Annotated in this window: 12 protein-coding genes and 1 other annotated feature; of the genes, 7 read left to right on the forward strand and 5 right to left on the reverse strand. The window is 50.4% G+C overall.

The annotated features are described in order from the left end of the window. Positions 1 to 13: 13 nt before the first annotated feature. The 3 genes from hisC to hisG are packed head-to-tail and all read right to left on the reverse strand — an operon-like array spanning position 14 to position 3,296. Positions 14 to 1,084, reverse strand: coding sequence for a histidinol-phosphate transaminase (gene hisC, locus PCO85_09300; protein WJV55557.1), 1,071 nt, complete (start codon positions 1,082 to 1,084; stop codon positions 14 to 16). Then, positions 1,081 to 2,391 (reverse strand): histidinol dehydrogenase, encoded by a 1,311-nt coding sequence (gene hisD / locus PCO85_09305; protein WJV55558.1) that lies wholly within the window; start codon positions 2,389 to 2,391, stop codon positions 1,081 to 1,083. Before hisD ends, hisC begins: the two co-directional genes overlap by 4 nt. A gap of 5 nt (positions 2,392 to 2,396) precedes the next feature. Further along, a complete protein-coding gene (gene hisG / locus PCO85_09310) occupies positions 2,397 to 3,296 on the reverse strand; it encodes an ATP phosphoribosyltransferase (protein ID WJV55559.1) in 900 nt (299 codons plus the stop codon). 65 nt (positions 3,297 to 3,361) lie between these two features. Beyond that, positions 3,362 to 3,482 (reverse strand) — a sequence feature (His leader region). A 192-nt stretch (positions 3,483 to 3,674) separates the two neighbouring features. On the opposite strand from hisG, the gene PCO85_09315 reads away from it, so the two are divergent. Then, a complete protein-coding gene (locus PCO85_09315; GenBank protein ID WJV55560.1) occupies positions 3,675 to 4,499 on the forward strand; it encodes an SDR family NAD(P)-dependent oxidoreductase in 825 nt (274 codons plus the stop codon). Positions 4,500 to 4,982: 483 nt separating this feature from the next. Continuing rightward, entirely contained in the window at positions 4,983 to 5,636 is a 654-nt protein-coding gene (locus PCO85_09320) for a hypothetical protein (protein WJV55561.1), read from the forward strand. Between the two features lie 112 nt (positions 5,637 to 5,748). Here PCO85_09320 and PCO85_09325 read toward each other — a convergent pair whose 3' ends face one another. Both PCO85_09325 and PCO85_09330 read right to left on the reverse strand, forming a co-directional pair. Then, a complete protein-coding gene (locus PCO85_09325) occupies positions 5,749 to 6,444 on the reverse strand; it encodes a response regulator (GenBank protein ID WJV55562.1) in 696 nt (231 codons plus the stop codon). Continuing rightward, positions 6,434 to 8,077, reverse strand: a complete 1,644-nt coding sequence (locus PCO85_09330; protein WJV55563.1) for a sensor histidine kinase — start codon at positions 8,075 to 8,077, stop codon at positions 6,434 to 6,436. The genes PCO85_09325 and PCO85_09330 overlap by 11 nt, the downstream gene beginning before the upstream one ends. Before the next feature lie 431 nt (positions 8,078 to 8,508). Between PCO85_09330 and PCO85_09335 the strand changes: the two genes are divergently transcribed. The 5 genes from PCO85_09335 (at position 8,509) to citE (ending at position 13,150) form a co-directional block, all read left to right on the forward strand. Beyond that, a complete protein-coding gene (locus PCO85_09335; GenBank protein WJV55564.1) occupies positions 8,509 to 9,882 on the forward strand; it encodes a 2-hydroxycarboxylate transporter family protein in 1,374 nt (457 codons plus the stop codon). Positions 9,883 to 9,946: 64 nt separating this feature from the next. Next, a complete protein-coding gene (locus PCO85_09340) occupies positions 9,947 to 10,825 on the forward strand; it encodes a fumarylacetoacetate hydrolase family protein (protein WJV55565.1) in 879 nt (292 codons plus the stop codon). Between the two features lie 79 nt (positions 10,826 to 10,904). After that, positions 10,905 to 11,951 (forward strand): [citrate (pro-3S)-lyase] ligase, encoded by a 1,047-nt coding sequence (gene citC, locus PCO85_09345; GenBank protein ID WJV55566.1) that lies wholly within the window; start codon positions 10,905 to 10,907, stop codon positions 11,949 to 11,951. A 33-nt stretch (positions 11,952 to 11,984) separates the two neighbouring features. After that, on the forward strand, positions 11,985 to 12,278 hold the full coding sequence (gene citD / locus PCO85_09350; protein ID WJV55567.1) for a citrate lyase acyl carrier protein: 294 nt from the start codon (positions 11,985 to 11,987) through the stop codon (positions 12,276 to 12,278). Continuing rightward, positions 12,275 to 13,150, forward strand: a complete 876-nt coding sequence (gene citE, locus PCO85_09355) for a citrate (pro-3S)-lyase subunit beta (GenBank protein WJV55568.1) — start codon at positions 12,275 to 12,277, stop codon at positions 13,148 to 13,150. Before citD ends, citE begins: the two co-directional genes overlap by 4 nt. Positions 13,151 to 13,170 lie beyond the last annotated feature (20 nt).

Raw genomic sequence — 13,170 nt, forward strand, 5'->3', positions numbered from 1 at the left:
TGGTTCCTCAAGATTAAGCGGTGGTAGCGGATAACGCTTGCAGCGCGCTGATGACACGCTCACATTCATAACGGTTGCCGATAGTGATCCGCAGGCAACCCGCCAGTCCGGGCTGTTTATTCTGGTCACGCAGAATAATGCCCTGATCCCATAAGGTTTTAAACACCGTGCTGGACGTTATGAAGCGTACCAGCAGGTAGTTACTTTCACTGGGGAACACGGTGTCTACGTAGGGTAGCGGCGCTAATGCGTCGGCCAGCCAACGGCGGTTTTCCACAACGTGCGCCACGTTCTGTTTCATGCGCGCTATACCGCCTTCACTCAGCGCTTGCGCGGCGATGTCGGCCACGGGCAAAGAGAGCGGATAAGGTGCAATCACCTTCAGTAGCAGTTGAATGACGTCTGGATTGGCCAGTGTAAAGCCACAGCGTAGACCGGCCAGCGCGTAAGCTTTGGACAGTGTTCGCAGGATCACCAGATGCGGATAATCCGCCAGCCAGCCGACGGTGGACGCTGACGGACAGAATTCAATGTAGGCTTCGTCAATCACCACCAGCGCCTTGTCGCGTGTCAGGTTCAGCAGGTGACGCAGATCTTCCTGTTTCACCAGATTGCCGGTCGGGTTATTGGGGCTGCACACGTAAACCAGTTTCACGCCGTCCAATTGCCGTTCGATGGAGGCCATATCCAGTTGCCAGTCAGCAGTGCTCTGGGCAGTGCGGCGTTCCACGCCGAAGGTTTCGGCACTCACGGCGTACATGCCATAGGTGGGCGGGCAGAACAGAATGGCGTCTTTACCCGGTTCGCAAAACGCCCGGATCAGCAGTTCGATACCTTCATCCGCGCCACGGCTGACCAGCACCTGTTCCGGTGTGACGCCAGCATAATTGGCATAGCGTTCAATCACCTGTTTCGGCTGGCACTCCGGGTAGCGGTTCAGCGTTTGCAGCGTAAGCTGATATTCCGGTGCCTGAGGAAATTCGTTGGCGTTCAGCCACACATCACCGTTGCCGCCCAGACGACGGGCTGATTGATAGGGCATCAGCTGACGCACATTGTCACGTGCCAGATTTTGAATGCTCATGCTTGCTCCTTGAGGGCATTAACCCGCAGCGTAACCGCATTTTTGTGGGCGGTAAGCTGCTCCGCCTGTGCCAGAATTTCAATGGTGGGCGCCAGTCGCAATAAACCTTGCGGGCTTAATTGCTGGACGGTCATCCGTTTCTGAAAATCCGCCAGTCCCAGGCTGGAGTAGGTGGCGGTGTAACCGTAAGTCGGCAAAACATGGTTGGTGCCAGAAGCATAGTCACCGGCGGATTCCGGCGACCAGTCACCCAAAAATACTGAACCGGCACTGGTAATGCTATCCACCAGATCAGCGGCATTGCGGGTCTGGATAATCAAATGTTCCGGGCCGTACTGGTTGCTGATATCCACACACTGTTGTAGATCGCGGGCGATAATCACCCGGCTGCTGGTCAGTGCCTGGCGGGCGATAGTGGCACGGGAAAGCGAGACTAGCTGACGTTCTACCGCGTCGGCTACCGCCTGGGCCATGGCCGCATCCGGCGTCAGTAGAATAACCTGGGAGTCCGGGCCGTGCTCCGCCTGTGACAGTAGGTCGGAAGCGACAAAATCCGGTGTGGCACCGCTGTCGGCAATCACCAACACTTCTGACGGGCCGGCGGGCATATCAATCGCTGCGCCATCCAGCCGTTGGCTGATCTGACGCTTGGCCTCGGTGACGTAGGCATTGCCAGGGCCAAAAATCTTGTTCACTTTCGGGATACTGTCAGTACCGAATGCCATTGCCGCCACCGCCTGCGCGCCACCGACCTGAAATACTTCCTGCACACCACACAATTTTGCGGCGTAGAGAATTTCATCGGCGATGGGCGGCGGAGAGCACAGGATCACCCGTTGGCAACCAGCGATACGTGCGGGTGTCGCCAGCATCAATACGGTGGAAAGTAACGGTGCCGAGCCACCCGGAATATATAACCCGACACTGGCAATTGGCCGGGTGATTTGCTGGCAGCGGACGCCAGGCTGGGTTTCCACATCAACCGGTGGCAGTTGCTGCGCGTTGTGGAAGGTTTCAATGTTGCGCACCGCTGTTGCCATCGCCTGTTTGATATCATCATCCAGACGATCCGCTGCGGCATCGATATCGGCTTGACTGACGCGCAGTTCGCCCACTTGTACATTGTCAAAGCGTGCGCTGTAGTCACGTAGGGCGGTGTCACCTTCAGCGTTGACCCGACCCAGAATCTCACTGACGATGGACGTAATGCGTTCGGAGGCGGAGATTGCCGGACGCGTCAGCAACTGCTGTTGTTCGTCCTTCGAACAGGACTGCCAGTCAATAATAGTGTTGAAGCTGTTCGCCATCGCGGTTACTCCATCATCTTCTCAATTGGCAGCACCAGAATGGAGCTGGCACCGAGCATTTTCAGGTTTTCCATGGTTTCCCAGAACAGGGTTTCGCTGCTCACCATATGCATGGCGACACGGTTCTTGTCGCCCGCCAGTGGCAGGATGGTCGGCCGTTCGGCTCCTGGCAACAGGGCCACGATGTCTTCCAGCCGATCGCTGGGCGCGTGCAGCATGATGTATTTGGATTCACGCGCCTGAATCACGCCCTGCATGCGCGTCAGCAGTCTATCGATGAGTTGCTGCTTGTCGGCGGGCATCTCGCCATCACGCTGAATGAGCGCCGCTTTCGAGCGGTAGATCACTTCTACTTCACGCAGGCCGTTGGCCTCCAGTGTGGCACCGGTGGAAACCAGATCGCAGATGGCATCGGCCAATCCGGCGCGTGGTGCTACTTCCACTGAGCCATTCAGCAGGCAGGATTTGAAATCAATACCTTGTTCATCAAGGTATTTTTTAAGCAGGTGTGGGTAGGAGGTAGCGATACGTTTGTTTTGCAAGCATTGCGGGCCGGAATAGGTTTCATCCAGCGGCATGGCCAGTGACAGACGGCAGCCGCCGAAATCGAGACGTCGCAGGGTAAAATAGCGCGGATCTTCACCCTGGGCGCGTCGGTTAAGCAACTCTTCTTCCAGCACGTTTTCCCCGATGATGCCTAAATCCACAACGCCATCCATCACCAGACCGGGGATATCGTCATCGCGCACGCGCAGAATATCAATCGGCATATTTTCCGCAAAAGCGATAAGTCGTTGTTGTTGCAGATTGATTTTAATCCCGCAACGGGCCAGCAGTTCTCGGGAATCGTCGCTCAGGCGACCTGATTTCTGCATAGCAATGCGTAAACGTGTTTTATCCAGCATGTGAACCTCAATTTAACCTGTCTGATAATGTCTATTTTCAAATAGACTTCTAAAAAGTTCGGGCCATAAAAAAACCCTCGGAAGTGATCTTCCGAGGGCTCTCTTTACGTTCTGCACCACTGGAAGATCTGCGTGTCTTCCAGCACCAATCGCCTGAAAGACTAGTCAGGATGATGGTGATGATGGTGGTTAATCAGAATACGTAACATGAATTTTCTCTTTTCTGGCAATAGTGTTTGTGTCGCTTGTCAGCTAACCTAAACCATGTTGCGGTGGTGATGCAACACTTTTTTACCTGATGTAGTCAATTGATATTGCTATAACTGAAGGGGCGTGGATAGTGGGTGTGAAGCGTCGGTGTAGGTCGGGAGAGAAACGATGAAAAAAGTATCGATTATTGGGCTTGGCTGGTTGGGAATGCCGCTGGCATTAGCGCTGCTTGGTCGCGGGTATCACGTTGTCGGGAGTAAAACGACGGATGATGGTGTGGCCGCGGCACAGCTGAGCGGTATTGACTGCTATCGTTTGCAACTGACGCCGGAACTGGAGTGTGGCGCTGGAGATTTACCGGTGTTGTTACAGACTGACGCATTGATTATCACCTTGCCGCCTAGCCGTACCGCACAGAATGGAGAGAGTTACATGCAGGCGGTGCAGCAATTGGTCGATAGTGCTCTGGCCTATGGTGTGCCGCGGATTCTGTTTACCAGTTCGATATCGGTTTATGGTCGAACCTATGGCCGGGTAAAAGAAAACAGTCCACTACAACCAGATACCATGACCGGGAAAGTGCTGGTAGAACTGGAGCAGTGGCTGCACGCGTTGCCCAATACGTCGGTAGATATTCTGCGTCTGGCGGGATTGGTGGGAGCGGATCGCCATCCAGGGCGTTTTCTGGCTGGGCGGCGTAATCTGCCGGATGGGTCGCACGGCGTCAATCTGGTCCATCAAGAAGATGTGATAGCGGCGATCCTGCTGTTATTACAACTGCCACAGGGTGGACATCTTTACAACCTTTGCGCACCAGAACATCCAGCCAGGCAGGATTTTTATCCGGCGCAGGCGCGTAACATGCACCTGGACCCGCCGCAATTTCTGCCGGGTGATCCGGCACTGGCGCGGCTGGTGGATGGGCATAAAATCTGTAGCGAGCTGGGGTTTGAATATCAACACCCGGATCCGATGACCATGCCGATGGGGTAAGGTATTCCATGAAAGATCTGGTGGGATGACGTTTCCCCTTTAATTTCAGGCCCGGATAGGCGTTTTGGCTTTTCGGGGCTTTTTTAGTTGAATCATTTTCACTTCCGGGTTCATTTTCTCGCTGCTTTGCTTCAGCATGAAATCTATTTTATATATACCCAAGATAATTCGAGTTGCAGGAAGGCGGCAAGTGAGCGAATCCCGATGAGCTTACTCAGGTAAGTGATTCAGGTGAGCGAACGCAGCCAACACACCTGCAACTTGAAGTATGACGGGTATAAATAATATCAACCATAATAATCCAGATTGAATAATATTTAATTGAATCTCTCTTCAGCAATATGAACCACTCAGCGTATTTATTTTTTGCGCTGTAAAGTGTCGTGGTCTATTTTTATTATCGGAATCAGTAGAATAAATGAGCTATGCTTTATCAGGTTTTATTGATATTAAGCATATTTACTTTCTGATAAGGAATAATTTATGTTGAGACGAGAAAAAATACTGGGAGGCATAATAAGCCTTTTCAGCGCGATGACACTCTACGTATCTTTGGCGTGTAGTGCGCAGGCGGCACCCGATCCTGCGATAGTGGGAGTGATTGCAAGTAATGGTCTGGACAATACCCGTGTCATGACCATGTATAAAAATGGGACATTACAGCTTACAACCGATACAGCAAATAAAATTATTCTGACTAATCCTAAAGCGGCGAAAAGTAATATCGATGCCGCACATTCAATGTATTGGTATCGAGGCATGGGAATCGCCGAATATAAGCAATTTGATACCAATAGATATAAAATAATACCCTGTGTTTCCCAGGCAAGTTTCTGCGGTATTGCGCCGAAATATGATTATTCCGCGAGCTATCTGACGATTAAAGATCCTGGTGTAATGATTCTGTTCAGTACCATTGAGCCTGGTTGGTTATACGATGACTTCACGACTAAACACCACTGTCAAATTAAAGCGGAAGGTGGCGGTACATACGGTTTGGGGATAACGGGGACCTCGGCAAGTTGCGATGCGACCTATAAAACGAAAGGGATTGGTAACGTATTCAATGGCTGGTTACAGACACCGCAAAAGATAGAACCCATTATCGCGTATGTATTACTGCCTAAGAAAGCATAAGGAAAAGTCAGCGTTAAATGACGCTTGATGATGTTATTTCCTGCGTGGGTTCAGGTTTTACCACGCAGGGTTCCGATACGTTTGCAGGTATCGCACGGCGAGAAAAAACCGTTCAATCCGTGTTTTTCTTGCGGTACAGTCGCCGTGGATGACCGATTTTCCCATAGCGCATTTCGATTTCCAGAAACTGGTTTTCCACGCAAAATTCGAGATAACGGCGGGCAGTGGTTTTACTCAGTCCGGTTTTATCGACCACATCATCAACGGAGAATAGCGTTTCCGACTCATTGAGGAAGATCTGCTGAATCAGATTCAGGGTATTTTCCTCAATGCCTTTGCTGCCGGGGCCATTTGGTACGGTCGACGCCTGAAGCTGATAAAGCACATCCACATTTTGCTGGTCGACGATTTTGTAAGTGTGCTGGGTTTTCACAAACTGGATAAAACGCTCTAACGACGAACGCAGACGCGGGTAAGAGACAGGTTTGATGATGTAATCAAACGCTCCGCAGCGGATAGCCTGCGCGCAGGTGTTCATATCACTGGCGGCGGTGATAAAAATAACCGAGCAGTTCATGCCTTTCAGCAATTCGCTTTCAATGAGTGATACACCTTCACCATCCGGCAGATAATTATCCAGCAAAATCAATCGTGGCTTGTACAGTTGTAACAACCGTTTTGCTTCGGATAAGGTGGCGGCAATGCCGACCACCCGCATGTTAAAGTTTTTTTCGATAAATTCAGCCTGGATAGTCGCCAGCTTGTTTTCATCTTCAACGATCAAGACGTTGAAATTATCAATAGGCATGGTGCTCTGAATCCCTGTGAGTCTCTGTAGGTTGATTAAAGGAAGAATTTTTGGGAATAAAAATGGAAAAAATTGCTCCGTGCGGTTGGTTGGCGGAAACCTCAATCACCCCGTGAGCCTGATTAACATAACTGGCTACCAGATGCAGGCCCAATCCATGATCGCCTTCCAACTTACTGGTGACACCCATTTCAAATATCCGTTCGGCGATATTTGGGTCAATACCTGCTCCCTGATCAGCAATTTCAATCACCAGTTCCTGCTCACCGTCATGAATGTAAACTTCAACAGGATAATGGGCTTCCTGGCAGGTTAGTGTGGCCTCCACTGCATTATCGATCAAATTGCCGATAATCGACATGAGTTCGGTTTCATTGAGTGCGGCGGGAATTCCATTCAACTGACAGCGTGGGTCAAACAGTAGTTCGATGCCTTTTTCATGCGCGCTGGCATATTTCCCCAGTAGCAGACCACAGAGCGCGGGGGAACAGAAACAACGCGAAACGAAATCCAGTACCACCTGGGCGCTTTCTGATTGCGCTTCAATATATTGCACCGCTTCATCATAGCGTTTCAGATGTAATAATCCGGCTAGCGTGGCCGTCCAGTTGAGTTGTTCATGGCGCAAAATACGCAGACTGTTGGCGTAGCGCTTTACCTGGCTCAATTGCAGACTGAGACTGTGGATGTCGTTTTTGTCACGGAAACTGATGACCCAACCCTGTAGCTCATCTTTCAGCATGATACGTACCCGGCTGGCAATCACCGTAATATGGTTGAAACGACAGATTTCGTCGTGCGTATCCGTCACCCACATGTCCTCATTGGCAAAAAAGGGAACGGATTTAATCACTTCTTCAATCGGTTTGCCACGCAATTTGTAAGATGGCCCGTCCAGCCCCAGCAACTCTTTGGCTGCGTGGTTAATCACGGCAATACGATGTTGTTTATCAATGGCGATCACGCCCTCGTAAATGGACTCCAACAGCGCTTTTTGCTGCCGGACCAGCAGGCGGATCTCCAGAGGCTCCAGCCCGAACATCTGTTTTTTCAGATTGCGTGAGAACCACCAGGAAAAACAGAACAGCGCTAGCAGCAAGGACAGAATGACTAACAGAACGTGGCCGACTTTACCGAGTGTCAGGTTATCAATGTGGCTTTTCAGGTAACCCACGGAAACAATACCAATCACGGTGTTTCCATCCATGATCGGCGCCTTGCTGCGCAAAGAAATGCCGATACCACCACGTCGCAATGAAATAATGCTTTTCCCCGCCAGCACATCCTTATTGTCTCCGCCGACCATTTTTTTACCCAGCGCCGCGGGATCTTCGGAATGGTACAGGTGTATGGCGTGCTGATCGCCGATAACGATAAAGCTGGCGTCACTGCGCTGTTTTAGCTTATTACCCAGCGTGTGGATGGCGGCAATATCCCGTTTTTTTACGGCGTCAATTAGCGACGGAATGATGGCGATCTCCCGTGCCTGCACCTGGGCACGATTACCTAACTCGGTATAAAGTTGTTTGTCCACCGAGTAATAGTAGTAGCCACCTACCATCAATAACAGTACCGAGAAGAAAATAATCAAGTAAATGAACAACTTGATATGGAAAGTGAGTCTGTATTTCATCGTCGTTAAAAAGCCGTCAAATCAATCTGTGCTGGAGTGGATAATTTATCATGAATGGAGTAGAAGAAGGGGAGGTGAATATAATCTTGTGAGCCGCTACGCGATAAAGTTTTAAATCATGTGTTTTTTTGTTATTTATTATTAGTAACATTTAGACCAAATTAACCGTCTTGATAAACAAGTTAATTACCTTTTCACAACATAAAAATAAATTATTATAAAACGCTTAATTAACACCATAAAAACCATAAAGTTTTTAAAGTTTCTGTATGAATTTTGTTTTATTAATACATTGTTTTTAAATGACTTTTTAATAAAAACCATAAAAACCATAAGTGCCATTAAAACTCGTTTTTTAATTTGATGATTATCACATAATAATAGCTATTGACCTCCTACTATGCCCAGGAAAATAACAAGGGGAGAAGGTTATGAGTACCACTGATGATTCGTATATTGTTGTGAAAGATGAGGCCTCGGCAAAGGTTTCATTATCATTAAAAGAAAAATGGTGGCACATTCTGGATACCTATAAAGTAGGTATTATTCCGGTACCGCTATTTTTATTAGCTGGTGCGTTAATCGGAATTGATTGTCTGAATGGGAAACTGCCTAGCGACATCGTCGTGATGGTTGCAACACTGGCGTTTTTTGGTTTTGCCTGCGGCGAGTTCGGTAAACGGTTACCTATCGTGGGTAAAATGGGGGCAGCAGCGATCTGCGCTACCTTTATTCCTTCTGCAATGGTGCATTACGGCCTGTTACCGGACACCATTGTTCAGTCTACTACCCAGTTCTATAAATCCACCCACATTCTGTATCTCTACATCTGCTGCATTATCGTCGGCAGCATCATGAGCATGAACCGGCAGACCTTGATTCAGGGTTTCCTGCGTATTTTCTTCCCCATGGTGTGTGGCGAAGTGGTCGGTATGCTGGTGGGCATGGGCGTCGGTATGGCGTTGGGTATGAATCCGTTCCATATCTTTTTCTTCCTGGTGTTGCCGATCATGGCTGGTGGGGTGGGTGAAGGCGCCATTCCGCTGTCGATGGGGTATGCCACCTTGCTGCATATGGAACAAGGTGTCGCCTTGGGCCGTATTCTGCCTATCGTGATGTTGGGTAGTCTGACCGCTATCATCATCGCCGGGTGTTTGAATCAGTTGGGTAAACGTTATCCGCACCTGACCGGTGAAGGCGAACTGATGCCGAACAAAGGTAATGCAACAGGCAGTATTCCCACGTCTTTGACGGCGTTAACCAGTGGTAAAACCGATGTGACTACCATAGCTACCGGCGCTCTGCTGGCGGTACTGCTGTACATGGTAGGTATGCTGGGTAACAAACTGATCGGTCTGCCGGCGCCAGTGGGCATGTTGTTTATCGCGGTATTGATCAAATTGGCTCACGGTGCCTCTCCGCGTATTCAGGAAGGCTCACAGGTCGTTTATAAATTTTTCCAGACGTCAGTGACATACCCGATTCTGTTCGCGGTGGGTGTGGCGATTACGCCATGGCAGGAGTTGGTGAATGCGTTCACCATTTCCAATCTACTGGTTATCGTTTCCACTGTGGGCGCTCTGGTCGCTACCGGCTTCTTTGTTGGTAAAAAAATTGGTATGCACCCGATTGATGTTGCCATTGTCTCCTGTTGTCAGAGTGGACAGGGTGGTACCGGCGACGTTGCTATCCTGACTTCCGGTAATCGTATGGTGCTGATGCCTTTCGCACAGATTGCCACTCGTATCGGCGGGGCTATCAATGTCTCTCTGGCACTACTGATTCTGGGCAACTTTTTGGTCTGATGTTTTGTTAAGTAAAAAGATGAAACTGCAAATCACCGCAGTTTCATTTTAACCGGGAATTATTATGAAACTTGCAAGCTATCGCTATAACGGCAAAAACAGTTACGGGATTTACACCCCGGCTGGCTTAATCGACCTGGGCAGCAAACTCGGTCAGCGCTATGCAGATTTGAAAGCGCTGCTGGCGGGTGACGCCCTGCACGAGGCGGCTGAATTTATCCATGCCACACCGGATGTGTCAGTGTCGGACGTTACCTTCTTACCCGTGATTGTGACACCGTCCAAAATCTTGTGCGTCGGGATGAACTATGCCGAAAAACGTAAAGAGTTCAATGAACTGAACCCGGCACCGACCCTGTTTGTCCGCTTTGCCGATTCACAGACCGGCCACGGTACCGACGTACTCAAACCAACCTTCTCCAATGAATTTGATTATGAAGGTGAACTGGCCGTTGTGATTGGCAAAGATGGCCAGAACATTTCCCGTGCAGAGGCGTTGTCTCACGTCGCCGGTTATAGCTGCTATATGGATGGCTCCGCTCGTGACTGGCAGCACAGCTGGTTTACCGCTGGCAAGAATTGGCAGAAAACCGGCGCATTCGGGCCGTATCTGACTACCCGTGACGAAATCCCTGATCCGCACGCGTTGGCCATTCGCACCTATCTGAATGGGCGTATGGTACAGGACGACAACACCCGCAGCATGATCCATACCATTGCCGAACTGATTGAATACATCAGCACTTTCACTGCCCTGAGCGCGGGTGATGTGATCATTACCGGTTCACCTGGCGGCGTAGGTAAAAAACGCACGCCACCGCTGTTTATGAAACCGGGTGATTGCATCGAAGTTGAGATTGAAAATGTCGGTCATTTACGTAACACCATCGCCGAAGCCAGCCGGCCGGCAAAAGCGATGCCCGCCGCTGCGCTGGCTCACTGAGGATCAGTCTTCGGGATGACCCGAAGACGTCTGTCAGCGTTTATGTTGAATTACTTTAGCTATATGCAGGATTACTGTTATGTATGCCGATGAGGCTCTTGTTTTTACCACCCTTGAGGTGGGCGTCCATACGCAGGATGTCGTGGTTGTGCGTCAGTTTCTGGCCCATTGCCAACTGGGGATGGATAATGACATTGAGACCTTTGTGGTGGGCAGGCATGATGGCCAACTGGTCGCCTGTGCCGGACTGGCGGCTAACACCATTAAATGTGTTGCGGTCGATCCCGCTTTTCGTGACCTCAACCTGGGTGTTCAGGTGGTGAATGAAGTGGTGCAACAGGCCGCGTTGCGTGGCCGGTTTCACCTGTTTTTGTATACCAAACCCGATAATATCAATATTTTCCGTGGCTGCGGATTCTACCCGCTGGCTCAGTATGATAATGCCGCTGTATTGATGGAAAACACGCCCATCGGCATCAAACAGTATTGCCAGACACTGACCAAACAGAGACAACCGGGTGATAACATTGGCGCCATCGTGATGAATGCCAATCCGTTTACCCTGGGGCACTGCTATTTGGCGGAGCAGGCGGCCGCGGCCTGCGATTGGCTACACATCTTTGTGGTGCGGGAAGATGTCTCCTTTTTCCCGTTTACCGAACGCCTGGATATGGTGAGACAGGGCGTGGCCCACATCCGAAATCTGACGGTGCATATCGGGTCAGAATATATGATCTCCAAGGCCACTTTCCCCGGTTATTTCCTGAAAGAAGAAAAATTGATCACCCAGGCGCACTCCGCGCTGGATCTGATCATTTTCCGGCAATATATCGCGCCGGCTCTCGGTATTAACCAACGCTTTGTCGGGACTGAGCCATTCTGTCCGGTCACCCATCAGTATAACCAGGACATGCATTATTGGCTGGAACAGTCGCAGTTAGTCAATGCCCCGGCTCTGAAAGTGATTGAAATTGAACGCAAGTGTGAAGCCGGACGGGCGATTTCCGCGTCCGAGGTGCGCAAGCTGTTAAAACTGCGTCAGTTTGATTCTATTCAGGATATTGTCCCCGCGACCACTTTTCAGTATTTACAGCTACAGCGTTATGGCGAACCCGCCTGCGCGTGATGCACATTTAATAGTATTGAGCAGGAAAAAGAGATGAAAATTATTAAGGAAGCCCTGGCGGGCACCTTTGAATCCAGCGATTTGCTGGTGAAGGTCGCACCAGCTGAAGGGCAGTTGACGGTCGTCGTCAACAGTGAAGTCATCAAACAGTTTGGTCACCAGATTAAAGCGGTCATCAACGAGACCCTGCAAGCGCTGGGCGTACAGGAAGGCACCATTATTGTCGATGACAAGGGCGCGCTGGATTGTGTTATCCGCGCCCGTGTGCAGAGTGCAGTATTACGCGGCGCTGATGAAGAGCAGATTGACTGGGAGAAATTATCATGAAAAAACTTCGCCGCAGTATGTTATTCCTCCCAGGCGCCAATGCCGCCATGTTGTCCAACGCGTTTATCTACAAGCCCGATTCCATCATGTTTGACCTGGAAGACGCCGTGTCCCTGCGGGAAAAAGATACCGCGCGTCTGCTGGTATTTCATGCGCTACAACACCCGATGTACCGTGAAATTGAAACGGTAGTGCGCATTAACCAGCTCTGCACGCCGTTTGGTCTGAAAGACCTGGAAGCCGCAGTACGTGGTGGCGCTGATGTCATTCGCCTGCCGAAAACCGATTCCACTGATGACGTGGACGAGCTGGAACAGCATCTGGTACGCATTGAAAAGGCGTGCGGTCGTGAAGTCGGTTCTACCCGCATTATGGCGGCGATTGAGTCGGCAATCGGCGTCGTCAATGCCGTGTCCATTGCCCGTTCATCCGAGCGCATGATTGGTATCGCGCTGGCGGCTTTTGACTATGTGATGGATATGCAGACCGAACGCGGCGACGGCACCGAATTGTTCTATGCCCGCTGCGCGGTGCTGCATGCTGCCCGTGTCGCCGGTATTGACGCTTTTGACGTGGTGTATTCCAACGTCAACGATGATGAAGGTTTCCTGCGTGAGGTGGACTTGATCCGCCGGCTGGGCTTTAACGGTAAATCCCTGATTAACCCCCGCCAGATCGAATTGCTGCACAATGCGTATGCCCCGACGCAGGACGAGGTGGATTACGCGCACCTGGTGATTAAGGCGGCAGAAGAGGGCGAACGTGCCGGGTTAGGCGTGATTTCACTCAACGGAAAAATGATCGATGGCCCGATTATCAACCACGCCAGAACGGTAGTTGAACGTGTTAAGGCTTCTGGCGTTCGTAAATAAGCGTCGCCCATTTTTCTGTA

Source organism: Prodigiosinella aquatilis (assembly GCA_030388725.1).
Lineage (GTDB): Bacteria > Pseudomonadota > Gammaproteobacteria > Enterobacterales > Enterobacteriaceae > Prodigiosinella > Prodigiosinella aquatilis.

Excerpts from the sequence above, each read along its gene's own strand:
- hisC (WJV55557.1), bottom strand. The coding sequence starts at position 1,084 with ATGAGCATTCAAAATCTGGCACGTGACAATGTGCGTCAGCTGATGCCC.
- hisD (WJV55558.1), bottom strand. The coding sequence starts at position 2,391 with ATGGCGAACAGCTTCAACACTATTATTGACTGGCAGTCCTGTTCGAAG.
- hisG (WJV55559.1), bottom strand. The coding sequence starts at position 3,296 with ATGCTGGATAAAACACGTTTACGCATTGCTATGCAGAAATCAGGTCGC.
- PCO85_09315 (WJV55560.1), top strand. The coding sequence starts at position 3,675 with ATGAAAAAAGTATCGATTATTGGGCTTGGCTGGTTGGGAATGCCGCTG.
- PCO85_09320 (WJV55561.1), top strand. The coding sequence starts at position 4,983 with ATGTTGAGACGAGAAAAAATACTGGGAGGCATAATAAGCCTTTTCAGC.
- PCO85_09325 (WJV55562.1), bottom strand. The coding sequence starts at position 6,444 with ATGCCTATTGATAATTTCAACGTCTTGATCGTTGAAGATGAAAACAAG.
- PCO85_09330 (WJV55563.1), bottom strand. The coding sequence starts at position 8,077 with ATGAAATACAGACTCACTTTCCATATCAAGTTGTTCATTTACTTGATT.
- PCO85_09335 (WJV55564.1), top strand. The coding sequence starts at position 8,509 with ATGAGTACCACTGATGATTCGTATATTGTTGTGAAAGATGAGGCCTCG.
- PCO85_09340 (WJV55565.1), top strand. The coding sequence starts at position 9,947 with ATGAAACTTGCAAGCTATCGCTATAACGGCAAAAACAGTTACGGGATT.
- citC (WJV55566.1), top strand. The coding sequence starts at position 10,905 with ATGTATGCCGATGAGGCTCTTGTTTTTACCACCCTTGAGGTGGGCGTC.
- citD (WJV55567.1), top strand. The coding sequence starts at position 11,985 with ATGAAAATTATTAAGGAAGCCCTGGCGGGCACCTTTGAATCCAGCGAT.
- citE (WJV55568.1), top strand. The coding sequence starts at position 12,275 with ATGAAAAAACTTCGCCGCAGTATGTTATTCCTCCCAGGCGCCAATGCC.